This window comes from Apilactobacillus kunkeei DSM 12361 = ATCC 700308, from assembly GCF_001281265.1.
In the GTDB taxonomy this organism is placed as follows: domain Bacteria; phylum Bacillota; class Bacilli; order Lactobacillales; family Lactobacillaceae; genus Apilactobacillus; species Apilactobacillus kunkeei.
This window is the reverse complement of record NZ_JXDB01000007.1, coordinates 1-25,720: the sequence shown is the minus strand read 5'-3', so window position 1 is coordinate 25,720 and position 25,720 is coordinate 1. Positions and strand designations below refer to the sequence as shown.

Annotated in this window: 20 protein-coding genes, 13 tRNA genes, 1 riboswitch and 1 other annotated feature; of the genes, 6 read left to right on the top strand and 27 right to left on the bottom strand. The window is 36.0% G+C overall.

Annotated features, from left to right (window positions below; translation table 11 throughout):
- Positions 1 to 106: 106 nt before the first annotated feature.
- The 3 genes from RZ79_RS02970 to RZ79_RS02960 form a co-directional block, all read right to left on the bottom strand.
- Positions 107 to 177, bottom strand: a tRNA-Gly gene (locus tag RZ79_RS02970).
- Positions 178 to 224: 47 nt separating this feature from the next.
- Positions 225 to 449, bottom strand: coding sequence for a hypothetical protein (locus RZ79_RS02965; protein ID WP_054449897.1), 225 nt, complete (start codon positions 447 to 449; stop codon positions 225 to 227).
- Positions 450 to 554: 105 nt separating this feature from the next.
- A complete protein-coding gene (locus tag RZ79_RS02960; RefSeq protein WP_054449896.1) occupies positions 555 to 1,484 on the bottom strand; it encodes an L-lactate dehydrogenase in 930 nt (309 codons plus the stop codon).
- A gap of 104 nt (positions 1,485 to 1,588) precedes the next feature.
- Here RZ79_RS02960 and RZ79_RS02955 point away from each other — a divergent pair, with 104 nt between their 5' ends.
- Positions 1,589 to 1,927, top strand: a complete 339-nt coding sequence (locus tag RZ79_RS02955; RefSeq protein WP_054449895.1) for a DUF1516 family protein — start codon at positions 1,589 to 1,591, stop codon at positions 1,925 to 1,927.
- Positions 1,928 to 1,941: 14 nt separating this feature from the next.
- On the opposite strand, the gene RZ79_RS02950 is transcribed toward RZ79_RS02955, so the two are convergent.
- The 5 genes from RZ79_RS02950 to RZ79_RS02930 all read right to left on the bottom strand — a co-directional run bounded on the left by RZ79_RS02950 (position 1,942) and on the right by RZ79_RS02930 (position 9,879).
- Positions 1,942 to 2,661 (bottom strand): aspartate/glutamate racemase family protein, encoded by a 720-nt coding sequence (locus RZ79_RS02950; RefSeq protein ID WP_054449894.1) that lies wholly within the window; start codon positions 2,659 to 2,661, stop codon positions 1,942 to 1,944.
- Positions 2,662 to 2,671: 10 nt separating this feature from the next.
- Positions 2,672 to 3,922 (bottom strand): carboxylate--amine ligase, encoded by a 1,251-nt coding sequence (locus RZ79_RS02945; protein WP_054449893.1) that lies wholly within the window; start codon positions 3,920 to 3,922, stop codon positions 2,672 to 2,674.
- The gene (locus RZ79_RS02940; RefSeq protein ID WP_054449892.1) at positions 3,915 to 5,453 is read right to left on the bottom strand and encodes a UDP-N-acetylmuramoyl-L-alanyl-D-glutamate--2,6-diaminopimelate ligase; all 1,539 of its coding nucleotides are present in this window, start codon (positions 5,451 to 5,453) and stop codon (positions 3,915 to 3,917) included. Before RZ79_RS02940 ends, RZ79_RS02945 begins: the two co-directional genes overlap by 8 nt.
- Positions 5,454 to 5,485: 32 nt before the next feature.
- On the bottom strand, positions 5,486 to 7,369 hold the full coding sequence (asnB, locus tag RZ79_RS02935) for an asparagine synthase (glutamine-hydrolyzing) (protein ID WP_053795352.1): 1,884 nt from the start codon (positions 7,367 to 7,369) through the stop codon (positions 5,486 to 5,488).
- A 248-nt stretch (positions 7,370 to 7,617) separates the two neighbouring features.
- Complete coding sequence (locus RZ79_RS02930) at positions 7,618 to 9,879, bottom strand: ATP-binding cassette domain-containing protein (protein ID WP_054449891.1); 2,262 nt, start codon at positions 9,877 to 9,879, stop codon at positions 7,618 to 7,620.
- A 177-nt stretch (positions 9,880 to 10,056) separates the two neighbouring features.
- Between RZ79_RS02930 and RZ79_RS02925 the strand changes: the two genes are divergently transcribed.
- The gene (locus RZ79_RS02925) at positions 10,057 to 10,395 is read left to right on the top strand and encodes a hypothetical protein (protein WP_053795350.1); all 339 of its coding nucleotides are present in this window, start codon (positions 10,057 to 10,059) and stop codon (positions 10,393 to 10,395) included.
- Between the two features lie 42 nt (positions 10,396 to 10,437).
- On the opposite strand, the gene RZ79_RS02920 is transcribed toward RZ79_RS02925, so the two are convergent.
- The gene (locus RZ79_RS02920; RefSeq protein ID WP_054449890.1) at positions 10,438 to 12,222 is read right to left on the bottom strand and encodes a S53 family peptidase; all 1,785 of its coding nucleotides are present in this window, start codon (positions 12,220 to 12,222) and stop codon (positions 10,438 to 10,440) included.
- Positions 12,223 to 12,349: 127 nt separating this feature from the next.
- Here RZ79_RS02920 and mscL point away from each other — a divergent pair, with 127 nt between their 5' ends.
- Together mscL and RZ79_RS02910 are read left to right on the top strand one after the other, a co-directional pair.
- The gene (mscL, locus tag RZ79_RS02915) at positions 12,350 to 12,721 is read left to right on the top strand and encodes a large-conductance mechanosensitive channel protein MscL (protein WP_053795348.1); all 372 of its coding nucleotides are present in this window, start codon (positions 12,350 to 12,352) and stop codon (positions 12,719 to 12,721) included.
- Between the two features lie 104 nt (positions 12,722 to 12,825).
- Complete coding sequence (locus RZ79_RS02910; RefSeq protein ID WP_053791689.1) at positions 12,826 to 13,458, top strand: deoxynucleoside kinase; 633 nt, start codon at positions 12,826 to 12,828, stop codon at positions 13,456 to 13,458.
- Between the two features lie 41 nt (positions 13,459 to 13,499).
- Here the strand turns inward: RZ79_RS02910 and pepV are convergent, their stop codons facing one another.
- Positions 13,500 to 14,915, bottom strand: a complete 1,416-nt coding sequence (pepV, locus tag RZ79_RS02905; protein ID WP_054449889.1) for a dipeptidase PepV — start codon at positions 14,913 to 14,915, stop codon at positions 13,500 to 13,502.
- 114 nt (positions 14,916 to 15,029) lie between these two features.
- Between pepV and RZ79_RS02900 the strand changes: the two genes are divergently transcribed.
- Positions 15,030 to 15,866, top strand: a complete 837-nt coding sequence (locus tag RZ79_RS02900) for an NAD(P)H-hydrate dehydratase (protein ID WP_054449888.1) — start codon at positions 15,030 to 15,032, stop codon at positions 15,864 to 15,866.
- Positions 15,867 to 15,881: 15 nt separating this feature from the next.
- Here the strand turns inward: RZ79_RS02900 and RZ79_RS02895 are convergent, their stop codons facing one another.
- The 3 genes from RZ79_RS02895 to leuS form a co-directional block, all read right to left on the bottom strand.
- Positions 15,882 to 16,541, bottom strand: a complete 660-nt coding sequence (locus RZ79_RS02895; protein WP_057705443.1) for a YoaK family protein — start codon at positions 16,539 to 16,541, stop codon at positions 15,882 to 15,884.
- An 18-nt stretch (positions 16,542 to 16,559) separates the two neighbouring features.
- Positions 16,560 to 18,212 (bottom strand): putative polysaccharide biosynthesis protein, encoded by a 1,653-nt coding sequence (locus RZ79_RS02890; RefSeq protein ID WP_054449886.1) that lies wholly within the window; start codon positions 18,210 to 18,212, stop codon positions 16,560 to 16,562.
- Between the two features lie 126 nt (positions 18,213 to 18,338).
- The gene (gene leuS, locus RZ79_RS02885; protein WP_054449885.1) at positions 18,339 to 20,756 is read right to left on the bottom strand and encodes a leucine--tRNA ligase; all 2,418 of its coding nucleotides are present in this window, start codon (positions 20,754 to 20,756) and stop codon (positions 18,339 to 18,341) included.
- Between the two features lie 56 nt (positions 20,757 to 20,812).
- Positions 20,813 to 21,019, bottom strand: a binding site (T-box leader).
- 109 nt (positions 21,020 to 21,128) lie between these two features.
- On the opposite strand from leuS, the gene mnmM reads away from it, so the two are divergent.
- Entirely contained in the window at positions 21,129 to 21,695 is a 567-nt protein-coding gene (gene mnmM, locus RZ79_RS02880; RefSeq protein WP_054449884.1) for a tRNA 5-(aminomethyl)-2-thiouridylate-methyltransferase MnmM, read from the top strand.
- Between the two features lie 22 nt (positions 21,696 to 21,717).
- On the opposite strand, the gene RZ79_RS02875 is transcribed toward mnmM, so the two are convergent.
- From RZ79_RS02875 to RZ79_RS02810, 14 genes are all read right to left on the bottom strand, one after another.
- Positions 21,718 to 23,187 carry an MDR family MFS transporter gene (locus RZ79_RS02875; protein ID WP_054449883.1) on the bottom strand — a complete coding sequence of 490 codons (1,470 nt, stop codon included), beginning with the start codon at positions 23,185 to 23,187 and terminating at the stop codon, positions 21,718 to 21,720.
- A gap of 75 nt (positions 23,188 to 23,262) precedes the next feature.
- The gene (gene metK, locus RZ79_RS02870) at positions 23,263 to 24,450 is read right to left on the bottom strand and encodes a methionine adenosyltransferase (RefSeq protein ID WP_054449882.1); all 1,188 of its coding nucleotides are present in this window, start codon (positions 24,448 to 24,450) and stop codon (positions 23,263 to 23,265) included.
- Positions 24,448 to 24,533, bottom strand: a riboswitch (SMK box riboswitch). It overlaps the preceding gene by 3 nt.
- 86 nt (positions 24,534 to 24,619) lie before the next feature.
- A tRNA-Leu gene (locus tag RZ79_RS02865) sits at positions 24,620 to 24,703 on the bottom strand.
- A 21-nt stretch (positions 24,704 to 24,724) separates the two neighbouring features.
- Positions 24,725 to 24,795 (bottom strand) — tRNA-Cys (locus RZ79_RS02860).
- An 18-nt stretch (positions 24,796 to 24,813) separates the two neighbouring features.
- A tRNA-Gln gene (locus RZ79_RS02855) sits at positions 24,814 to 24,885 on the bottom strand.
- Positions 24,886 to 24,894: 9 nt separating this feature from the next.
- Positions 24,895 to 24,967: transfer RNA gene (locus RZ79_RS02850), tRNA-His, on the bottom strand.
- 14 nt (positions 24,968 to 24,981) lie between these two features.
- Positions 24,982 to 25,052: transfer RNA gene (locus RZ79_RS02845), tRNA-Trp, on the bottom strand.
- Between the two features lies 1 nt (position 25,053).
- Positions 25,054 to 25,139 (bottom strand) — tRNA-Tyr (locus tag RZ79_RS02840).
- Between the two features lie 5 nt (positions 25,140 to 25,144).
- Positions 25,145 to 25,217: transfer RNA gene (locus RZ79_RS02835), tRNA-Phe, on the bottom strand.
- Positions 25,218 to 25,273: 56 nt separating this feature from the next.
- Positions 25,274 to 25,348, bottom strand: a tRNA-Asp gene (locus tag RZ79_RS02830).
- Between the two features lie 18 nt (positions 25,349 to 25,366).
- A tRNA-Val gene (locus tag RZ79_RS02825) sits at positions 25,367 to 25,439 on the bottom strand.
- Between the two features lie 9 nt (positions 25,440 to 25,448).
- A tRNA-Glu gene (locus RZ79_RS02820) sits at positions 25,449 to 25,521 on the bottom strand.
- A 16-nt stretch (positions 25,522 to 25,537) separates the two neighbouring features.
- Positions 25,538 to 25,629, bottom strand: a tRNA-Ser gene (locus RZ79_RS02815).
- A gap of 14 nt (positions 25,630 to 25,643) precedes the next feature.
- Positions 25,644 to 25,716, bottom strand: a tRNA-Asn gene (locus tag RZ79_RS02810).
- Positions 25,717 to 25,720: the final 4 nt, after the last annotated feature.

The following is a 25,720-nucleotide window of genomic DNA, read 5'->3' as shown; positions in this document are numbered from 1 at the left end:
CAACATACCCTAATCATCGGCTCTCACCAAATCCGATGTCGCTTGTTAATGGAATATGTCTACTAGTCTTTTATTATCGAACGGTATCTGTCGGTTTATGCGACAAAGCGGGTAACGGGAATCGGACCCGCGACCTGAGCTTGGGAAGCTCATATTTTACCACTAAACTATACCCGCAGATACAAAAAACATTATATCACACGTTACAATTTTTGGTAAGTTTGTTAAGCTGTTTTTTTCTTTGATGGTTTAGCAACTTTCTTGCTAACAACCGCACGCTTATTATATTCATTAACGACGATGCCATCTTCTTCATGGTGTTCGTCGATAAAGACCATTACTGAATTTTCATATATTTTTTCAATTGTTCCAGCAAAATCATGTTTTAAATAACCGAATCTAGGTGCAGAAACGTGGTCGCCAATTTGTAATTCTTTTGGTTCAGCCATCTTTTTGCCTCCTTAATAAAAAATAACGCGATATTGATAATATCAAAACGCGTTATTAATATCAAGGTATTTTTTTAGAAAATATTAATATCTCCTAATCACTGATTAATCAGTGATTTCGCGAGTTTTTTGATTAATATAATTTGCTGAAGCTTGTAGTTGTTTTTGTTCCTTTTCAGGAAGATCTAAATCGATTTGTTTTTCAATTCCATTTCTTCCAATAATTGCTGGATAAGATAGGTATGTACCGTATTCTTCGCGGTAATTCGAGACAGCTAATTCTGTTTTAGCATCTTGTAATACAATTTCAGCTAACTTAACAGCTGATGCTGAAATAGCAAAATTAGTGTATCCCTTACCGCTATGAACCGTAAATCCACCCATACGAGCATCATTATCGATTTCATCTAAATCAATATTATATTTTTCTGCATATTCGAAAATACTCTTATCAAATACTTGGACTGTTGACCATGCAGTAAATTGAGAATTACCATGTTCACCTAGGTTGTAACCAATTACTGAGCGAGGATCAATGTTAAGTTTAGCAGCAACTGCCCTCTTCATTCGAGCGGAATCTAGAAGTGTCCCAGTTCCGATAACACGTTCTTTAGCAAAACCTGTTTCGCATTGATATAGGTAGGTAATGACATCGTTTGGATTAGTAATTACAATAATAATCCCATGGAAACCTGACTCTTTAATGTGTTTTGCAACATCTTTTACTTCTTCAACGTTAGCTGTTAACTCAGCAAAACGGTCATGTTTATCCTTATTAGCATTAATTAATTCCATGTGACCCACCGCTGAAATAATAACGTCTGCATCAGCTAAACTGGCGTAGTTATTAACTTCAATGTTTGTATGGAACTTAAGATTAGACATTGCATCTCTAAAGTCTAATGCATCTGAATTCACCTTTGCATCGTTGTGATCAATCATGACCAAATCATCTGCAATTCCTGAAACGACAATATGATGAGCTACCGCTGCACCAACGTTCCCGTCTCCAATAATACCAATTTTTCTTGTCATAAAGCATACCTCCTTTAACGTTGTAGTCATTCTATCACTCTAATATTTTAATTCAAGTTTTATTATGATTATTTATGATAAAATAACTATCAGGAGGAGATGTTATGTGGGCTAGCTTAACACTAATAATGTTATTTATTTATATAGCAGTAACCATAATTGGTATCACCAGGGTCTCCGTTAAGAGAATCATCCAATGGTTAATTGCTAGTCGAGTAATATATATATTAATACTGATTACGCAAATCGTTATCACCATTCGAGTTTCGGATCATCGCTTCTACACCGCAATATTTGCTGATGTATTAGCCATCCTACTTGGTGGTCTAACAGAATTAAACTATACAAACAAACAACAAAATCACCTTATTAATTTCAATGTGATTGGCCTAATCATAGTCATCATCGCTTTGATTGGCATCACCATCTATAATGTAATATAAAAAAAGACATCGAATTATTCGATGTCTTTTTCTCTGTTCTTTAAAGCTAATTCAATTGAACGATCAACTAAAACAGATTGAGCATCAATCACTGGGTAATCGTGATCTGAAGCACGTTCTTCAGCCACAGATAATTCAGTACATCCCAAGATGATTACATCACAGTCCATCTCGTTTTTCATTTCATCCAAGATGTGATGATATAGTTCTTTATTAACCTTATTTTGTTCTTTGACATATTTGTATATCAAATCCATCGTTTCTTCCTGAATATGTTCAGTTGGTTTTACAATTTCATAACCAGCGTTTTGCACTTCTGTATCATAAATACCATCGAAAATGGTCCCTTTGGTAGCAATCAAACCGATTCTTTTAGCATTAGGATACAAATTACTGATTTCAGCAACGGCTTCTTTTGGCATATGCAAAATTGGCACGTTAGTTGCTGACTGTAATTCATCAAAGAAGAAATGAGCAGTGTTACATGGAATCACAAAGAAATCAGGATTTAATTGTGATTGTTGCTTAATGTCTTCCTTTAACGGAATCAATGGGTTTGGTTTAGTGTTGTCTAAAATGTAATTGGTTCTGTCTGGGACAGTCGCATGATTTACAAGGATATAATTTAAATATTCCTGATCATTACTAGCTGGCGTTCGTTGATTCAATAAATGAATGTAACTTTCGGTAGCTTCTGTTCCCATTCCACCAATAATTGAAAAGAAATGTCTCATTTTATCATCCCTATTTTTCGCTAAAGTAACGTTTGAAGTTCTTTGCGTAGTTATGCTTAATCCAAATGTCTAATAACCAACGCTTAAAGCTCTTGTCACGGTTATACCAGAAAGTAGTACCGTATTGGCCCTTCTTGATTAATTGAAGAGCAAATTCTTTATCTGCGTTGTCCTTAGCATATTTCTTGAAGACTTGTTCGCCAACACCTAACCATAGGTAACGATTATCTTTATTTTCGTTAGCGTATACCGTTTCCTTATCTGATAAGTCATCAAATGCATAATCTCTAACAACCCAATCAGCTAAGTTGTAACCATTTAAACTAACGAAGAAACTACTTCTACCTTGTCTCAAGTTAATTTCAAATAGTTTGAAAGTATTGTCTCGAGTATCGTATTTCATATCGAAGTTAGCATAACCAACATAATTAATCTTTTCTAAGAATCCTTGAACCATTGAATATAGCTTTTCGTTATATTCTGGAAGGATTGCTACGTAGTTACCGATAGCTGCTGGTGATGGATCTTCCAATAATGGATGACCTAAACACATCATCTTAACCTTGTGGTTCTTGTCGACGTAGGTATTTAAAGTACGCATGTTACTGTCATCACCAGGGATAAAGTCTTGAAGAATCAAATCAGAAGTATATCCATTGGTATAAATCTTTTCAATTATATCTTCAAATTCATCTTGTGATTCAATAATGAATGCTTTCTTTCTGCCTTCAAAGTGAACATCCAACCATTCAACACTGTTGGTAGGTTTTAATGCGACTGGATAACCAAATGGTTGTTCAATCTTTTCATCACTTTCAAAGTCTTTCTTAGAAATAATCTTTGTCTTTGGATATGGCAAATCGTATTCTTCACATAACTTATAGAAGTTTTCTTTACTGTTTAATTTCTTGATTAAATCATAATCAACGTATGGGCAAACAAAAACGTCTTTTAGTTCATCCTTATGTTTTGAAATTAATTCAGCATAACCATCACCACAACCAATTAAGATAACTGGTTCTTCATGTGATGCATATTCCTTCTTAAGTTCTTTCATTGATTCAATCCATTTTGGATCTTCACTAAATCCATCAATCAAAGTTAAATCAACAATTTTTGTAAAACGTGTAGGTGCAAGTGCTTGTTCAGCGTATGCCTTCACGGGTTTTCTGTATTTTTCGTATAATGAACGAGCCATTCCATAAGCATTGAAATCACTACCTAATAGAACAACTGTAAAATTAGATTCTAAATTACTCATTATCTATCCCTCTCAAAACATTTTGTACCACGACGGGATCTGTTTCGTATGGAGTATCTACGCCGTTGATTTTTTGGTAAGGATCTCTTCCTTTACCAGCAACTACTATCATAGCATTATTATCACCGGCGTGAATAGCCTTTTTAATAGCCATTTTTCTGTCTAGTTCAATATGAACGTCAACTTTATCATGATTAATGTAAGAATCTATTTCGTTAATAATATCTTTTGGATCTTCAAAGGCAGGATCATCAGAAGTTAAAAATGCGATATCTGCACTTTCGGTTAAAGCTTTTCCAAAACCTTCTCTACGATCTAGTCCCTTATTACCAGGACTTCCTACTACCACAATTACCTTGCCATCAGGGTTATTGCTCTTCAAGAATCCTAATAGTGCATGCATACTGGCGTAGTTATGGGCATAATCAACGTAAATTGTACCGTTATGATTGGACTTGTACGATTCCATTCTTCCTGGAACAAATACATCTTTCAATCCTTTTTTGGCATCCTGTGCTCTAGCATTATCCAATGCAGAAGCAATAATTGCAGACATTGCATTAGCTTCGTTATAGTCTCCAACGACACCAATCTTGTAGTCATCTTCGACATTCATCTTCTTAGCTTTTTGGCTATTAGCGACAACTCTAATTTCATTTCTATCGATTGTATCTGAGATGCTTGAGAAATTGAAATCAATTTGTACATCTTTAAATTCTTTTTTATTTCTACTGAATAGGTAAATTTTATCTGGGTCAGTAGTTGCTTTAGCTGCTTCATAGACATCTAACATGTAATCTGTGTCTGCATCAATAATGCAATGTGTGGAATTAACCATTAGTTGTTCCTTGCAATGTAGATAGTCAGCAAATGTTGGATGTTCGTTTGGACCAATATGATCCGGTGAAATATTTAAGAAAATACCCACATCAAAATGAAGTCCGTAAACTCTCAGCTTTTTGTATGCTTGTGATGAAACTTCCATCACTAGACTAGTCATTCCATTATTCACTGATTGTCTCATGTAGTTAAAAATATCTAATGATTCAGGAGTGGTTAAATGTGACTTAAAACGTTGTGATGGTTGATTCCCAACAACAGTGTCAATTGTAGAAATTAATGCTGTTTTGTTGTTATTGGCGTTATCTAAAATACTTTTAGCAAAGTAAGAAGATGTTGTCTTCCCCTTAGTCCCGGTATAAGCAATAACAAACAAATCATTTTGAGGGTAGCAGTAAAAGGCAGCGCCTACTAGAGACATTGCCTTTTGCACGTTATTCACAATGATTTGAGTTAAGCCATTACCTTCATCATACTTTTGTTCAGCAACATAACCAGTTGCACCCATTTCCTTAGCCATCGATAGGTATTCGGGTTTGAAGTTACCCTTACAAAAGAACAATGTATTTGGTTTAACATTTCTGGAATCGTAAGTTACTTCATCAAATGAAACATCCTCACCTGATACAATTTCTTGTATTAGTCCATGTTCAGTTAATATTGTCTTTATTTCATCAATTCCAAGAGCCATTGTTTTTACTTCCTTATATCAAGATTTAAAAATTATGCTTGTAGTTGTACCTTTTTAATAGTATCAGCATTTGTATCTTCTGGGAAGTATACTTCATACCATAGAATAAATAGGTAAGGTGTCATAATCTTTTGCATGCTTGATTTACCTTCATCATGTTCCTTTAGAATTCTTAACAATTCATCAGTGTTAAAGAACTTTTCAGCAACGTCAGAAGTAAATGCTCTCACAATTCTTTCATGGAACTTAGGTTCTCTGATCCATGATGCGATTGGTGATGGGAAACCAAGTTTTTCCTTCATGGCAACCTTGTCAGGTAATGCACGTTCAGCTGCCTTACGAAGTGAAATCTTAGTACCTTCTTTGTTGATACGAGTCTTAATTGGCATAGTTGCAGCAAATTCAGCAACCTTCTTATCAACCAATGGAGTTCTAACTTCAAGAGAGTTAGCCATACTCATACGGTCAGCCTTTTGTAGAATATCAAATGGTAACCATGCATTGATGTCAAAGTATTGCATTTGAGTCATTTCGTCTTTGTCAGCTACTTCATCAAAAATGTATTTTGAGTATGCACCTGAATCAACGTTCAATGATGGATCCTTTAACAACTTGTTTCTGTCATCGTAGTTGTATACGTAGTTAACACGGTAGTATCTTTCACTTAATGGTTGAGCACCACGAATTAAGAAACGACGGCCGTGGAAACGAGGCATTTTAGTAGCCATCTTAGCTAGTGCACTACGAATAAATCCAGGAACATATTTTTGGTATCTTTCAAAAGGAATTGCTTCTAGATAAGTGTTGTAACCACCGAAGAATTCATCGGCACCTTCACCAGATAGAGCAACCTTAACTTCTTTACTAGTACCTTGAGCTAAGTAGAATAATTGAATAGCTGATGGATTTGAAAGTGGTTCATCCATGTAGTACATCATAGTTGGTAGGAAGTCAAAGTAGTCATCACCAGTAATCTTAATTGGTGTGTTCTTTTGACCGATTTGTTGAGCAAAGTCAGTTGACCATGATAATTCACTAAACTTAGAATCGTTGAATCCAAGTGAGAATGACTTAATTGGTTTTAATTTTGAAGCTTCATTTAAAACGTAACTTGAGTCAACCCCACTTGATAGGAAACTACCAACTTCGACGTCGGCAATCATGTGGGCCTTTACAGAATCCTTAACGATTGCTTCAATCTTCTTGGCATCTTCTTCAACGGTTTGTGATTCATCAATGTGATCGTAGTTGAACTTGTAATATCTGTGTGTTTCAGTCTTCTTTTCATCAATGTGGTGAATGAAGTAAGTACCAGGCATTACTTTATAAACGTTCTTGAACATTGTTTCTGCTGATGGAATAAATTCAAAACTTAAGTGAATTGGTAGAAGTTTTAGGTTTAATTCCTTCTTAAATGCAGGGTTTGATAAGAATGCTTTTAATTCAGAACCGTACATAAATGCGTCGCCATCGTCGTAGTAGTATAGTGGCTTGATTCCGAAATGATCACGAGCACCGAAGATTTCGTTGTTAGCACTGTCATAAATAACAAATGCGTACATACCACGAAGTTTGTCCAATAGTTTTGGACCCCATGCTTCGTATCCACGAATTAGAACTTCTGAGTCAACATCAGTTTCAAATTCCCAACCTTCAGAGATTAATTCATCTCTAATTTCTTGGTAGTTGTAAATTTCACCGTTAAAGGTTAATACTTTCTTCTTATCTTTACTGTATAATGGTTGGCCACCATGAGCTAAGTCAATAATTGATAGACGACGGAATCCCATTGATACCTTATCGTCTTGGAAATACTTTTCATCATCAGGTCCACGATGCTTAATTCGATTAGCCATCTTTTCAATGGTGTCGTTAGGCACATCTTTATGATTTACATATCCACAAAATCCACACATAAGTTTTATTCCCCTTTGTTTTTTTAATGTATTAATAATTTTTAGTTACTTTTTAATCGTACTTATTTTATTGTAACAAAATATTTAGATTTTAGGCCATAAAAATAGCAATTTAACCAATGATACAAATTTATATAGTACACAAACTAATATTATTAAGTATAATCATATCTACTCTTCTGTCCAGTGAAATCATCTAAAAACCGCTATAAATTTGTATAAAACAAAAAGACGCTGCCTAGCGTCTTTTATTTACGAGCATTGTTGTATTCTTTCATCGCGTTTCCTGTGACTGATTTAGCGTCATTTAAAGCATCTTTTGGTGTTCCTGAATATAGAATTTCACCACCGTAACGACCCGCCTTAGGACCGACGTCAATCATCCAATCTGACTTACTAATTACAGATAAATTATGTTCAACAATGATTAGGGTGTTACCCTTTTCCACTAATTCATCGAATAAATTAGTCATTATTGATACATCCTTCATATGCAAACCGGCTGTTGGTTCATCTAACAAGTAGACAGTACCAGTCTTGTTTAGTTGTAATGCTAGTTTTAATCTTTGAACTTCCCCACCTGATAATGTATCAAGTGATTGACCAAGTGAAAGGTAATCCAAACCAACCTTTTGCATATTAACTAACTTATCGTGGATTTCGGCAATGTCACTGAAGAACTTAATTGCTTCTTTAATTGATAGATTCAATACTTCGGCAATGTCTAAACCATTTAGTTTGTATTGTAGTGCTTCGTCACTATAACGTTTTCCATGACATTTTTCACAAGTTTGAACAACAGGATCCATGAATGCCATGTTAGTAATTTGAACTCCACGACCCTTACATAACGGACATTTTCCTTTTCCATTGTAGCTAAATAGTTGTCGTGAAACCTTGTTAGCATCCCCAAATAACTTTCTAATATCATCTAGGATATTTAGATAAGTAGCTGGAGTTGAACGAATGTTTACCCCAACGGCATCTTGAGTTAAATCAATGTAGCCGGTCTTTAGCTTGTCCCTAACCGCTTGGATTAATGAACTCTTACCAGATCCGGCAACCCCTGAAATAACTGTTTGCGCGTTTAATGGGATTGATACATTGGCATGCTTTAGATTATGAATGTTTACATCCTTTAAATCTAAGGTGTCATTGAAATCCTTAGCCTTCTTAAATACCAATGGTTCTTGTAATAACTTACCAGTGATGGTGTCACTCTTAATCAGGTCTGAATACTTGCCATCGAACATAATCTTTCCACCATCTTTACCCGGTTTAGGACCAATTTCGACAACGTAGTCGGCAATTGGAATCAATTCCGGATTATGTTCAACGACTAGGACTGTGTTGCCCTTATCCTTTAATTTTCTCAACGCATGACTGATTAGTTTAATATCCGCTGGATGTAATCCAACACTTGGTTCATCTAAAATGTAAACCATGTCAGATAATGAACTATTCATGTACTTAGCAATCTTAATTCTTTGAGTTTCCCCACCGGATAATGTGTCAGTACTTCTGTCCAATGTTAAATAACCTAAACCTAAATCGATTAATGATTGAATCTTGGTAGTTAGTTCTCTCAATAAATCGACTGTTAGTTTTTCATCAATTGAATCTAGAAATTCGATGACGTGGTTTAAGTCCATTTGTAAGACATCAGCAATGTTACAGCCATTAATCTTACAAGTAAGAACCTCTGGTCTCAACTTAGTCCCATGACACTTATCACAAGCTGTTCTAGTAACGATTTCTTGAATGGCTTCCTTATGGTGTTCTCCTTCTTTACTTTCAATGATTGAACGTTTGATTCTTGGAATGACACCTTCATACAAAATGGACTTCTTCCATTCTTTAGGAGCATCAGTTAAATGGTGTTGTGGTGCATATAATAAATCATTTAATTCTTTTTCAGAATAGTCTCTAATCTTCTTATCGTTGTCGAATAAGCCAGTGTATGCATAACGTTTCCAACGCCATGTTCCAGGACCAAAACTTACGAATGTAATTGCCCCTTCGTTTAATGACTTATCGTAATCAATCACTTTATCTGGATTGATGTGATCAATGTAACCTAGTCCCTGACACTTATCACACATCCCTTGAGGTAAGTTGAATGAAAATGTATCTGAGTATCCAACCCAAGGTTTACCAATTCTAGAGAATAATAATCTCAATAATGAATAAATTCCAGTGTAGGTAGCAAGTGTTGATCGTGGATTTTTACCGACCTTCTTTTGTTGAATCACAATGGCTACAGGTAGATTGTCGATTCTTCCTACATGTGGAGCTCCATACTTTGGTAGGTATTGTTGCGTGAAACTAGGAAATGTTTCGTTTAACTCTCTTCTAGAGTTAGCGGCAATAGTATCAAAAACAAGCGATGACTTTCCGGCACCGGATAGTCCAGTAAAAACCGTAATTGCATGCTTCTTGATGCTGATATCTAAGTGCTTTAAGTTGTTTTGAAAAGCATTATGAACCTCGATATAATCTTGATTTGGCATTTCAATCCTCCTGAATTCACTTTCTATTAATAATTATAGTAGTTATAAGCATCAATTTCATTTATCTTGTTTAATAATTAAGAATTTATAAAGATAATCTGTTTTCTTGAGAAAAATAAATTTTTAATACTATAATAAAGTCATAGACACGATATCTAATCGAAAGAAGATGAAATTATGGCAGAAGCAAAAAGAGATAAAATGATTGGGTTAGTAATGTTCATTTGTAACAAGTACAATCGTAAGGATTTTCGTTTCGCAAAGTCTTTAATCTCACACAGCTATGATGAAACTGTTGAAAGATTACAAAAGGCTTATCAAGATTCTTGTGATGCTTTCAAGAAGCGTATCTTAGAACCAATTAAGATTCCAGCTGACACTGTCGCTATTGATTACAGTGCTGCATTTGAAAAAATGACTGCTACTAAAATCACTACCCATCAATTAAAGAAATATTCAAAGCATGCCTTAATTGCTAAGGAAATGTTAGAACGAATCAATGAACCACTAGACTAATAAATAACTAAAAAAGCCATCCTTAATTAGGATGGCTTTTTTCTATTTCATTAATTGATATAACTTACCGTAGTTAACGGTTCCCAAACCAGTAGCTTGGTTGTATTTCTTCCCGGGTTGTCCGGTGTAATACAAGTTACTATTGTCTTTATCAGAATCTAAAGTGTTAAATGGTGAGTTGCCATTGTTAGCAAGCGCATATAATTGTGGATTCCATAGTCCGAAACGATGATTTGCTCTAGTAGCGAACAAAGCATTTACTGCAGCAATTTGAGGAGCAACGATACTTGTTCCACCATCTGTAAACCATTGGTTGTTATATAACACAGTGTATCCGGTTTGAGGATCACCGTTTGCCACAATGTCTGGTAGGTTTCTACCAGATGCAGTTGACGATGTTTGGGTTGGCTTGGCGTATTGTTTTGCATAACCGCTATCCATGTTCCAGTATTGAATAGCGTTGTAACTATTTACACCACTAATATTGCTTTGGTAGGTAGGTGTTTGGTTGAACTTACTGAAACCACCACCGGTTCCCGCAAAGTAAGTGCTTAGGAAACTATTTTGATCACTATTGTATAGCTTCAATTGGTTAAAGTATGGGTATAAGAAATCATTTGACCATGCACGTTCCTTATCAATCTTAACCTTATGGCCGTTGACAGTATAGCTGATTGGCACACTGGTTGCCCCAACGGCTGTGATGAATGGAGAAGATGCAGGAGATTCAACTGTTAATCCAGTGACACCACCTTCAATACCATCATAGGCACCGTTATCACCGGTTGAATTAAAGATACTAATTCCTTGCGCTGCACCTTGTAATAACAAGCTATTCATAATTGAATTGTAGCTCTTTGGAATGAATCCATCGTTCATCATTTGTTGTAATTCAGCTTCGCTGATTCCCCAACTTAATGATAAACTGTCAGACTTGTTAGCACTGATTGCTTTAGCGAAGCTCTCTACCATGCCAGAGATAGTTGGTTGAGAAATATACACATTGATGTGGGACTTAGGGGCTATTGCACCAGCTTGTTGGATATCCATTGTGGTTTCATCACTTTGTGACTTGATTGAGGCATAGGCATCCTTATAAACGTGAACTCGTTTAATACTTGAAGGAACTCCTACCTTCTTCCAAAATCTTGTAATGTCAGAATTTTTGAAGCCACCAAATGAGATAATCCCAATTCCATGTTTACTACCACGTTTAGCTTGTTTTAGTGAGGTTGCACCGTAACGACTGATGAAGTCCTTAGGGCTACGCTTCATTGAAATACTCTTAATTTTCTTAGCAGCATCGCTATTAACGTGATCATAGTTACTTAGCCCCATGAATCCATTAACATGTTTTTGAAGCTTCCCTCTCATTTTTGGTTCGTGGTTTGGACGGTAAACGAACTTACCGTTAACCTTCACTCTCACTTGCTTATACTTAAGCGCTTTTTGAATGTTAGTATTGCTACCATAACCTCTTAGAACTAGGTTTCCTGCATATTTAGTAGTCTTAACATGATACTTTTTGAAATACTTTTGAATTGCAGCAACAGTTCTATTAGTTTGTCCATAACGGTTGGCAAACTGTTTGGTAGATAAGAACTTCTTATGCTTGGTCAAAACATAATTTTCTAGTTTACTATTACTCCTTGTTTTTAGAATAATCGCAAAGTTTGAAGTCGCTGAACTAGATTTAGCTTTGGCCTTTTTATGAATCTTAACCTTATGTACCGTTTTTTTAGCTTGAGCATCAACGTTGTAATTAAATGCTGTTCCCAATAAAACAGAGGCACTTAGTGTCGCAAAAATTGTTTTTCTATAATTCACTCGTATCACCCCTTATGTAGTTTCATAATATTCCTAAAAATATCTTAAGTATACAGATTTAAGTAATTCTTTATATTTTTTTATGTTAGTATTAAATGTAGTTACATAGTGAAAGGAGGTTTGCAATTTGTTTAAAGAATTCAAAGCATTCATCTCTAAAGGTAATGTCTTAGATTTAGCCGTTGGTGTAATCATTGGTTCAGCATTCACAACCATCGTTAAGTCATTTACTTCAAACTTGATTAATCCTTTAATTGGAATTTTCATGGGTAAAATGAACTTATCATCAATCGTCTTCTCAGTGGGTTCAGCTCACTTCAGAGTTGGTAGTTTCATCAACGATGTTATTAACTTCTTGATTGTTGCCTTCGTTGTATTCTTAATTGTAAGAACTTACAACAAAGTTTCAAAACGCGATACTACTCCTAAGGATACCAAGACTGACATCCTATTAGGTGAAATCCGTGATTTACTTTCAGAACAAAAAAATAACAAATAACAACAAACCCAGGTATTTTTATGCCTGGGTTTTTCTTTTTGATATTAAGTTCGGTTTTAAAATATGATAAAATATTATTACTATTTCAAAAATGAGGAGTTAATATGGTGATAATTACAGCAGGGATGATTGGTGTTGGTAAGACAACTTTGACCGGTAAAATCGCAAAACATTTAGGTACTAAGGCCTTCTACGAACCAGTTGGTGAAAATCCTGTTTTGCCTTTGTACTATAACAATCCGGAACAATATGGATTCTTATTACAAATTTACTTTTTAAACAAACGTTTTTCAATGATTAAAAAGGCGCTATCAGATGATAACAATATCTTAGATAGATCAATCTATGAAGATGCCCTTTTCACAAAACAGAATAATGCTGAAGGTAATATTTCAGACATGGAATTGAAGATTTACCTAGAATTATTGGACAAAATGATGGGCGAATTAGATCAACTTCCTAAAAAAGCTCCAGACCTAATGGTATATGCTGAAACCGATTTTGAAACCATTCTACACAGAATTAAAATGCGCGGCCGTGACTATGAACAATTCGATAACGATCCTAAGTTAAAAGAATATTATTATCACATGTGGTCAGCCTACAAACAATGGTATGAAGAATACGATAAGAGTCCTAAGATGAAGATTGACCTTCAAAAATATGACCTATCAGAAGATGCTAACGTCGACATCGTTTTAAACATGATTGATGAAGAACTTAAAAAAATCAGATAATAAAAAATCCCGAATCATAATGATTTGGGATTTTTTTGTGTTTAGTTATCTTCTAATGTACCTAGTTCAAAAATTGATTGACCATAAATTGCCATTGCTAACATCAAGTCATCTAAAACTTGGTATTCATTAGCTTGGTGCATTGTGTTTACAGTCCATGGGAATTCAGCACCGAATGCTACCCCTCTCTTCATCATACGACCGTAAGTACCACCACCAACAACTTGTGGTTGAGCTTCAGTCTTGCCAGTACGTTCACGGTAAACATTGATTAGTTTGTTTACGATTGGGTCTTTTGGATCAACATAGTGAGGAACCATGTCGTCTGTGTTCTTAACAGTACCATCCATTACCTTAGCAGCCTGGCTTAGGTGTTCACCAATGGTTTCAACACTAATACCCTTAGGATATCTGAAGTTAGTATTAACGAAACCACCATCAGTTGGGTTGAACTTTAGAATACCAACGTTCATTGTTAAGTCCCCCATGATTTCATCCGTGTAGTTAGCACCGATTCTGTTTGCACGAGAATCACCATGTAGGAATTCTGCAACAAACTTAATGAAGTTCTTAGCATCACCAGAGAAATCATAGCCTCGTAGGAAGTTAGCAAGGAATGTTCCCCCATTAACACCGTTTCTTGGTTCCATTCCGTGTGCTGACTTACCAATTAAGTGTAATTTGATACCATCTTCAGTGATTTCAGAACCACCATCTAGTTTACGATCTTGCATAAATGTTGAGAATTCTTCTGCCATTTGGTCTTTAAATACAGTCTTAACATCAGCAAAAGCATCCCTTGGTACCATGTTTTCTCTTAAACCAGCATCGAAGTTAGCTAAGTAGTAATCAGCTGTGTCTTCTTGGTTAGTACCAAAAGTAGTTTCAAATGTTGTATTACCTTTTTCACCATTAATAACTGGGAATTGAGCATCTGGAGAGAACCCAAAGTCAGGTTCGGGTTCTAACTTAAAGTAATGCTTCATTCCAGTCCAATTACTTTCTTCATCGGTACCAATAATAAATCGAATCTTGCAGTTAGGTTCAATTCCTTGGTCCTTCATCATCTTTAGACCATAGTATGCTGCCAAACCAGGTCCCTTGTCGTCGGAGGAACCACGACCAAATACTTTGCCGTCTTTGATCATCATTTCAAATGGATTGCTGTCCCATCCTTCACCGGCTGGCATGACATCAGCATGGGCTAAAATAGCAAATGTCTTATCTCCACTACCGTATTCTATGTAACCAACTAGGTTATCCAAGTTTTTGACAGTGAAACCGTCGCGTTTACCAATTTCTAAGTACTTTACTAATGCTTTAGCTGGACCAGGTCCTAAAGGAAATTCATCAGTAGACTCATTATCATTTCTTTCACTATCGATAGAAATTAAGTCAGCTAAATCCTTTAGATAATCTTCTTTGTAGTCTTGAGCTAATTTATCCCAATTAATCATTTTGAAATCCTCCCTTACCTTTCCATATATTTTAGCATAATCTAATAAAAACACATCAATGAAGTCCCAAATTTTTAGTGATATACTGAAGATAAAGCGTTAGGAGGAATTAATATGACAGAAATTTCAACTGACATCGTTGATAAGACCATTATTAAACGCCCAAATAATAGCCATAAGGGAACGTTTGGACGAGTTGGTATTATTGGTGGAACTAATAACTTTGGCGGTGCCATTATCATGGCTTCTAAAGCCTGTGTCTATTCTGGTGCAGGATTAACAACTACTTTTACAGATTCGGTTAATCTTTCTAGTCTTCATACCCACATTCCTGAAGCAATGTTTGTAGACTTTAATGATTTAGATAGCATTAAATCAATGCTTAACGGATTCGATATTGTACTAATCGGTCCCGGCCTTGGAACTGATGAAAATAGTCTTACAATCTTAAAGACTGTTTTTAATAACATCCAACCAACACAAAAATTAATTATTGATGGTTCAGCCATCACACTTATCGCCAACCATACTCTTGATTTGCCAGATGCAAAGCTTATTTTCACACCACATCAAATGGAATGGCAAAGATTATCTGGCATTAAAATTAGTGACCAAACCGATGAAAATAATCAAAAAGTGGTCAAACAATTAAACGCTACGGTTGTTGTTAAGTCTCACCATACCAAGGTATATAGTAAAGATGATATCTGGGTTAACCCTGGTGGTACCCCTGCACAAGCAACGGGTGGTATGGGTGACACTCTAGCTGGAATGATTGCCGGGTTTGTGGCACAATTCTCAGATACAACTAATGCAGTTTTATCTGCAGTATATGCTCACAGCGCAATCGCAGATAAATTAGCTGAGAACCAATATGTCGTTCTTCCTACCCAAATCATTGAACGCATCCCTGAATTCATGAAAGCAAACGAAAAAAAGACAGAATCATAATCGATTCCGTCTTTTTTATTTTCGATTTATAAAGTTAAAAATTATTACCAATGATAAAGGAATAATTAATACTAGTACTGAATAAGCATTTAGGTAATGATCGACAATCCCAATGATGAAAGTTCCTAAAATGAAACTTGTAATTACCATGATGGTATCCATCAATAGTGATTGGGCTTTTTTATCATGATCAACCAATGCTAAATAAGCATTATTAGCGATTTTGCTAATGTTTCCGGTCATCATAAGTGGATTAAATGGATTACCCTTTAGCAGTTTGAATTCTTGTAACTGGGCAGCTGATACTAACGATAACAGTCCAACGATTAAAACTGACGAGGTATCTTTAACTAGTAAACCAACAATCATAATAACCACAATTTCATAAAACATGATTATCACTTTTCGTATATTAATTGAGTCCAGTTTTCTTTGCATTACCTTGATAATCACAATTCCTAGCGAAAAGAAAATAATTGAGAAAATGTACTTCAAAGATTGATCAAATTCATGATTAGCCAAACTAATCCCAAATAAAATTGAGTTTCCAGTTTGTAATCCAGCAAATACCCCACCTTGTTCAATGAAGGTGTAGGCATCAATTCCACCGCTGGTTATTGCTAATAAGATTGCGATTAACGGATGCATAAATATGTCTTTATTTTTCATCTTCATTACCAATCCTTTCAGTTCTTATTTAATACTCAATTTGTTTCGGATTGATGTGGCCTTACTACCAATAACTGTATCGGCAATTCTACTCTTAAGTGCAAGGTAAACGTATACCATTCCACCTAAAGCTGTAGAAACTATTACAACAAACAAACTACCAATACTTGTGTATGGATTAGCAAATATTCCAATAATCATATTTCCAGCATATACAGATGCTAAAGCAACAAGATAGGTTACAAGTGAGAATAACACAATCCAGTTAATTTGGTTTAGCATCCTATCACTTCTAATTTTGAATTGACGATCTAATGAGTTAATAATCAATCCATTTACAACCATGAACCCAATTGCAGAAGAAATTAAAGGGCCGAATTCCTTGAAGAAGAACACCATTGGAAATTGTGAAACAATTTTAGCAATAATTCCGTATATAAAATATCTTACGGCAACTTTGTTTTGAGAGATTCCTTGCATCATCGCAGTCACAACGGTGAATAATCCAAAGAATATAGAAATAATGGATGAGAATGCTAATACGTTAGCTGATAATGCACCATTGCTAGTCCCATAAAAGACACGATTCAATGGGCCTGCTATAGCTGTCATCCCTAACGCTGCTGGAATCATTACGAATGAGAATAATACAAAACCACTTGAAATTTGGTGGCTGATTTCCTTCTTATCACCCTTTGTGTATGCTTCGGATAATAAAGGAACAACTGTGATTGCCATTGCAGAAGCAAGTGAAATGGTAATCATTATTAACTTGTTGGCATTACCAGCAAATATTGCATACAACTGGTTAAGAACTAAATTAGAATCATTTGTCGCAACATGCATTATTTTAAAGAATGTAAATTGATCAATCAATTGAAAAATAGTGATTCCGGCACCCAAAATAACGAAAGGTACAGCTTGTTGAATGATTTCTACATATAATTTATTAGCATTTACATGAATTCTATCATTACTATTCTTAACCAACGAACGATAATAACGACGACGTTTAAAATAGTACCAACCTAAGACTAATAATCCAGCGACTGACCCAATAAACGCCGCAAATGTCGATTGGGAAACAGCAGTAACCCAACTACCGTGTACTACTTTAATAATAAAGAACACAGCTAATAACATATAAATAACACGAAATAGCTGCTCAACAAATTGTGAAATCGCAGAAGGTGCCATATCTTGGAAACCTTGGAAATACCCACGGGTTAAACTCATGGTTGGAATGATTAATACGGCCCATGCCAATGATCTCATAACCGGAATTAAATCAGGATTCCCATTATCAAATGCAGGTGCTCCAATATATAGAATTAATGCACAAACAATTCCAGTAATTAATGATAATAATAATCCTCGTTTGTATAACCTAACACTGACGCCATACTCATTTAAGGCATTGTAATGTGCAACCTGTTTTGCAATTGCTGACGGAATACCAGCTATTGAAATAATTAAAATCATACTATAAAAATTATATCCTTGAACATATAAGGAATTAGCCTGAAGGTATAAGACACCAAGCATCATTCTCCAAGGAATTATGTATACCGCTCCTAATATTCTTGATAAGATGCTTCCCGCAGTCATCCATGCGGAACCCTCAATCATCTTATCCTGAGCTAAATTATCTTTCATATTTTTATCTTGTTCATGCATATCGCATTCCCACTTTCAAATTTCTCTAACTTGTTCATTTTAATCAATATTTTACTCGTAATCAACATGATACCACTATTAGACACAAAAAAAGAGTGATAATCGTTAAATTATCACTCTTTTTCTTTAGTTAGCAACGATATTTACAATCTTACCAGGAACAACAATTACTTTTCTAACCGTCTTTCCTTCAATATCTGCCTTAATCTTGTCGTCACTCATAGCTGCTTCTTGAGTATCATCCTTAGATGCATCAGCTGCAACCTTAATATGAGCTCTAACCTTACCGTTAACTTGAACTACGATTTGTACTTCATCATCAACTAGTTTGCTTTCATCATATTCTGGCCATTTAGCATAAGCAATGCTGTCGTCATGACCAAACTTGCTCCATAGTTCTTCAGCCATATGTGGAATGATTGGTGAAACTAACTTCACGAATCCTTCCATGTAGTCTAAGAATAGACTATCTTGCTTGTAGCATTCGTTAATGAATACCATCATACTTGAAATAGCAACGTTGAAACGAAGATTTTCGTAATCATCAGTTACCTTCTTAACAGTTTGGTTGTAAATCTTATCTAATTTATGGTCGTTTACAGTAGTGATACGGTCACGAAGTTTGTCTTCGTCATCGATCATTAATCTCCAAACACGGTTAACCCATCTGTTGGCACCATTAATACCTTCTGTACTCCATGGTTTTGATTCAGTTAATGGGCCCATGAACATTTCGTATAATCTCAATGTATCTGCACCGTATTCTTCAACGATATCGTCAGGGTTAACAACGTTACCCTTTGATTTAGACATCTTTTCGTGGTTAGTACCTAAAATCATTCCTTGGTTAACTAACTTGTGGAATGGTTCCTTGGTAGGAACAACACCTAAATCGTAAAGAACTTTGTGCCAGAAACGAGCATATAGTAAGTGAAGAACGGCATGTTCTGCACCACCAATGTATAGGTCAACTGGTAGCCATTTCTTTAATAATTCAGGGTCAGCGATCATCTTATCGTTGTGTGGATCAATGTATCTTAAGTAGTACCATGAACTACCTGCCCATTGTGGCATAGTGTTAGTTTCACGTTTACCCTTACGACCATTTTCATCAACAACATTTACCCATTCGTCGATGTTAGCTAATGGTGATTCACCGGTACCTGATGGTTCAATGTTATCAGTTTCTGGTAATACCAATGGAAGTTCATCTTCTGGTACTAATCCAGTTTCACCGTCTTCCCAATGAATAACTGGGATTGGTTCACCCCAGTATCTTTGACGTGAGAAGATCCAGTCTCTTAAACGATAGTTAGTCTTTGCATGACCTGCTTTGTTGTCTTCCAACCATTTAACGATAGCGTCAATGGCATCTTTTTTGTTCATACCATCTAAGAAGTCTGAGTTAATATGAACACCGTCACCAGTGTATGCTTCTTTTTCGATATCGCCACCTTCAATAACTGGTTTGATAGGAAGGTCAAATTTCTTGGCAAATTCATAATCACGGTCATCATGTGCTGGAACAGCCATAATTGCACCAGTTCCGTATGATGAAAGAACGTAGTCACCAATCCAAATTGGAATTTGTTCACCATTAACTGGGTTAATTCCGTAAGCCCCGGTAAATACGCCAGACTTGTCTTTGTTTAAATCAGTACGTTCTAAATCAGACTTAGTCGCAACTTCCTTACGGTAAGCTTCAATTGCTTCTTTCTTGTCGTCAGTAGCAATCTTATTTACTAAATCATGATCAGGTGCTAACACAATGTATCCAGCACCAAATAATGTATCTGGTCTAGTTGTGAATACTTCGATTTTTTCGTTATGATCTTTAACACCAAAGAATACGCTAGCACCCTTTGAACGACCAATCCAGTTTCTTTGCATTTCTTTAATGCTTTCTGGCCAGTCTAAGTCGTCCAAGTCATCAATTAAGCGATCTGCGTATGCAGTAATCTTTAATACCCATTGTTTCATTGGAACACGGTATACAGGGTATCCACCACGTTCAGTCTTACCATCAATAACTTCTTCGTTAGCAACAACGGTTCCACCCATAAAGTCTGGAGCCCAGTTAACTTCGATTTCGTCTTCGTAAGCTAAGCCTTTTTTGTATAATTGTTCGAAAATCCATTGAGTCCACTTGTAGTACTTAGGATCAGTAGTATCAACTTCTCTGTCCCAGTCGTATGAGAAACCTAATGACTTAATTTGTTCTCTAAAGTGTTCGATGTTCTTTTGAGTAAATGAACCAGGATGGTTACCTGTCTTCAATGCGTATTGTTCTGCAGGTAAACCGAATGCATCAAATCCAATTGGATGTAATACGTTCTTTCCTTGCATTCTCTTAAATCTAGCCATGATATCAGTCGCAGTGTATCCTTCAGGATGTCCTACGTGAAGTCCTTGACCAGAAGGATATGGGAACATATCTAGAGCATAGTAATTTTCTTTATTTTCATCATTAGTTGTTTTAAAAGTTTCATTGGTTTCCCAATATTTTTGCCATTTCTTTTCAACATCTTTGTGATTATAAGCCATAAAAAATTCCTCCTTTAATCAGTTATCGAATAAAAAAGTCCTATAAGCTATAAAGCCTATAGGACGAACATTCCGCGGTACCACCTAAGTTTATCTATAAAATATAGATACATCTCAAGTCCTTAACGCGGAAAACGTCTTAACCTACTGAGATTCAGTCAAGATCTCTACGACTAGTTCAATTGGCATTGGTCTAAATTCGCAGCGACCATTTAGTTTCTGAAAAGCAACACCAATCTACTACCTCGTATCAACAATTTCTATTCGGTAATTTAATTATTTTAAATATACCAGTCTACAGAATTAAAATCAAGGACAATTATCAAATGTGTTAGAATTATTGATAGTTATTAATTAAGGAGTAATTAAATAATGAGAATCCAACCATCAGTTAGATACAGTCATACTCTTTTATCTCAATTGGTGCAAAACGGCGACACTGTCGTTGATGCAACCGTTGGAAAAGGAAATGATACTGAGTTTTTATCACAGTTAGTCGGTGAGCATGGTAAAGTTTACGGCTTCGATGTGCAATCAGAAGCAATCAACTACACTAAAAAAAGATTAGATGACAAAAATTTATGTAATAACGTCACACTTTTTAATACTGGTCATGAAAATGTTGCAAAACTAGTCGATGGATCAATTAATGCCGCCATCTTTAACCTTGGATACCTACCAGGAAGCAATAAGGATATCATTACCAAACCAGATACCACCCTGACAGCGATTAAAGCATGTCTTGAAAAACTAGAAGTAAACGGCATCGTCGTCTTAGTTCTATACTATGGTCATGATGGCGGTCTACAAGAAAAGGATGCAGTAATTCAATATGCTCAAAGTTTAGATCAAAAAGCATTTTCCGTTATGCAATATCAATTTATCAATCAGGTCCATTGCCCACCTATCCTATTGGCAATACAAAAAAATTCCAACTAATTAAAGTTGGAATTTTTTTATTTTATTTTTTAGCTAAAATACGATCGTATAAGTTTACAATTACCGCAAAGATAACAATAAACAAACATACCCAAAATACTTTGTGTAGTGAATCGTAAATCACGTTTCTTAATGGTTCCATTAACTTAGTAGGAACTAAATGAGCGGTTTTAACGTTAACAATTTTATTAATCATATCCATCTTAGCACCATCAGTATGAAGAATTCCAATGGTTAATTGTCTATTCATCACGATACCTAAAACGGCCACAATCAATGTTTGACCAAATATTCTACATAATGTATTGAATGATGTTGCAACACCAACATCTGTTTTTTCAACACTATTTTGTGAGATAACTGTTCCGTTGGTAATGGTGATTCCAAAACCAATTCCACAAATTGCTGCGATGGCAAAGAACCAAGCAAATGAGACGGTAAATGGAAGCAATACTACCCAAATGGCAGCAACTAAAATAAAGAATAAACCAAACATTGTTGCGTAAAATGCCTTCATTTTCGATAATAACCATCCAGATACAAATGCACCAAAGATCCAAAGGATTGAAGTTGGTGTGATAGCTAGACCAGAAAGTGTTGCTGGATATCCGAATATTCCCTGGGTCCAAACTGGAAGATAAACTTCTAGTCCCATCAAGAAACCACTGATTAGAAAGGCAATGATATTTTGAATAACAAACGTTCTGTTTTTCAGTAACTTCATTGGAATGATTGGGTTTTCAGCACAATGTTCTTTTCTTACAAATAAGATTAACAATAATATTGAGAAGAAAGTACAGTATGAGATTGGTTGCCAGTTATCAGATAAATCACTAATCAATTGGATGATGTACATCAATGATAGTAATAGTAATGATAGATAAATCATTCCTAGATAATCAATTGATTGTTTAACCACAATATGTTTTTCATGAAAACTCATGATAAAAATAATTAAAGCAATGATTCCTAGCGGTACGTTTAAAAAGAAAATCCAGTGCCAACTAAGACTATCGACTAAAAATCCACCTATTAAAGGCGCCAAGATGGACGCAATCCCCCAAATAGCACCGTTTAATCCTAAGATTTTACCCCTATTCTCGTCTGAATAGATATCAGCAACAATCGTGTAGGATAATGGCATAATTACTCCAGCACCAACACCTTGAATTGCTCGCCAAATAATCAATGTTGTCATTGAATTAGACAATCCGGAAAAAATTGATCCGATTAAGAATATTCCAATCCCAAAGATGAAAATCTTCTTTCTACCAAATTGGTCGGATAGCTTTCCATAAATTGGAGTCGATATTGCATTGGTAAGTAAGTAAACTGAGAACACCCAGTTCATAATTGAAACACCATGTAAATCCCCTACAATTGTGGGCATCGCAGTTGATACAATCGTTCCTTCAACGGCACTCATAAATGTAGCGATAAACAATGATATGGTTACTAATAAAACATTGTTCTTTTGCGTATTAATACTCATTGTTCCTCCATCAAAATAAAAACGATTTATAAGTAATTTTCTACAAATAAATCGTCTTTATCGTTTTAAGATATATTATTTAAAGAAATTTTGTAGTTCTTCAACCTTGTCAGTGTGTTCCCAAGGTAAATCAACGTCAGTTCTACCAAAGTGACCATAAGCAGCTGTTTTCTTGTAAATAGGACGCTTTAAGTCAAGCATCTTAATGATACCAGCTGGTCTTAAGTCAAAAATTTCTCTAATTGCTTTAATTAGGTCATTTTCTGAAACAGTAGCTGTACCAAAAGTATTTACAGAAATTGAAACAGGCTTTGCAACACCGATAGCGTAAGCAACTTGTACTTCAATACGAGTAGCTAACTTAGCAGCAACGATGTTCTTGGCAATGTATCTAGCAGCATAACTTGCTGATCTATCAACCTTAGTAGCATCCTTACCAGAGAATGCACCACCACCGTGGTGAGCAGCTCCACCGTAAGTATCAACAATAATCTTTCTACCAGTTAAACCGGCGTCACCTTGAGGTCCACCAATTACGAAACGTCCAGTAGGATTAATGAAGAATTTGGTGTTGTCATTTAGTAATTCAGTTGGAATAACAGCTTTGATTACTTGTTCGATAACATCTTTTCTAATTTGTTCTAAAGTAACATCTGGATCATGTTGAGTACTTAAAACAACTGTTTCAACGGCAACAGGCTTGTTGTTGTCATCGTATTCAACAGTTACTTCGGCCTTTGCATCAGGTCTTAAGTATGGAATTGTACCATCTTTTCTTAAGTCAGCAATTTTTCTCATTAATTTGTGACTTAGAGAAATTGGTAGTGGCATTAATTCAGGCGTTTCATCAACAGCGTAACCAAACATTAAACCTTGGTCACCCGCCCCAATCTTATCTAGAGCATCTTCACTACTGTCACGAGTTTCTAGAGAATCATCAACACCTTGAGCAATATCAGGTGATTGTTCATCAATGGCAACTAATACTGCACAAGTATTACCATCGAAACCATATTGGTCATTGTCGTAACCAATTTCTTTGATAGTTTCTCTAACGATTTTTTGAATGTTAACGTATGCTTTGGTAGTAATTTCACCAAAAACCAATACTAAACCAGTAGTTACTGAACATTCACAAGCAACTCTGGAATCAGGATCTTGCTTTAGCATTTCATCTAGGATAGCGTCACTGATTTGATCAGCAATTTTATCTGGATGTCCTTCCGAAACAGATTCTGATGTAAATAAATGTCTTTCTTGCATTTTAATGATTCCCCCTATTGATTTGGTTACAAGGCATCTTCACTATCAAGGTGAATCCTATCGGGAATACGCTTATAACTCTTAAAATAATATCATAACTTTAATATTTTTTAAAGTAATCACAAATACAAAAAAAGACTACCCTTTCGGATAGTCTTTTTTTAATTAGTACCGGAGGTGGGGTTCGAACCCACACGATCTTGCGATCACTGGATTTTGAGTCCAGCGCGTCTGCCAATTCCGCCACTCCGGCATAATATTAAAATGAAGCCAAAGGCGGTAATCGGATTTGAACCGATGATAAAGGTTTTGCAGACCTCTGCCTTACCACTTGGCTATACCGCCATTTTAGTTCGAATTCAACTGGGCTAGCTGGATTCGAACCAGCGCATAATGGAGTCAAAGTCCAGTGCCTTACCACTTGGCTATAGCCCAATTAAAAAGGGCGGTAGGTGGGAATCGAACCCACGCGTGTCGGAACCACAATCCGATGTGTTAACCACTTCACCACTACCGCCATAGCAACATTAACAGGGATAGCAGGAGTTGAACCCGCACCAACGGTTTTGGAGACCGTTGTACTACCATTATACTATATCCCTATGGTGGAGGGGAGTGGATTCGAACCACCGAACCCGAAGGAGCGGATTTACAGTCCGCCGCGTTTAGCCAGACTTCGCTACCCCTCCATAAATGGCGCGGGACAGAATCGAACTGCCGACACACGGAGCTTCAATCCGTTGCTCTACCAACTGAGCTACCGAGCCATACCATTTATGTCTTGCTATAGATAAATATTCAATTATGTTGTCAATGACAACAACGGTTCGTACGAGACTCGAACTCGTGACCTCCTGCGTGACAGGCAGGCGTCCTAAACCAACTAGACCAACGAACCAGTCCAATATATTTGGAATGGAGGATACAGGGCTCGAACCTGTGACCTCCTGCTTGTAAGGCAGATGCTCTCCCAACTGAGCTAATCCTCCAAATATAAATGACCCGTACGGGATTCGAACCCATGTTACTGCCGTGAAAGGGCAGTGTCTTAAACCACTTGACCAACGGGTCATAACTATAAGGTGTACGGAGAGTAAGGGATTCGAACCCTTGAAACAGGCATTCACCCGTTTACATCATTTCCAATGATGCTCCTTCGGCCAACTCGGACAACTCTCCAAGACCAGTTATAACTCCGAATGTCAGACTCGAACTGACGACAACCTGATTAACAGTCAGGTGCTCTACCAACTGAGCTAATTCGGAATAA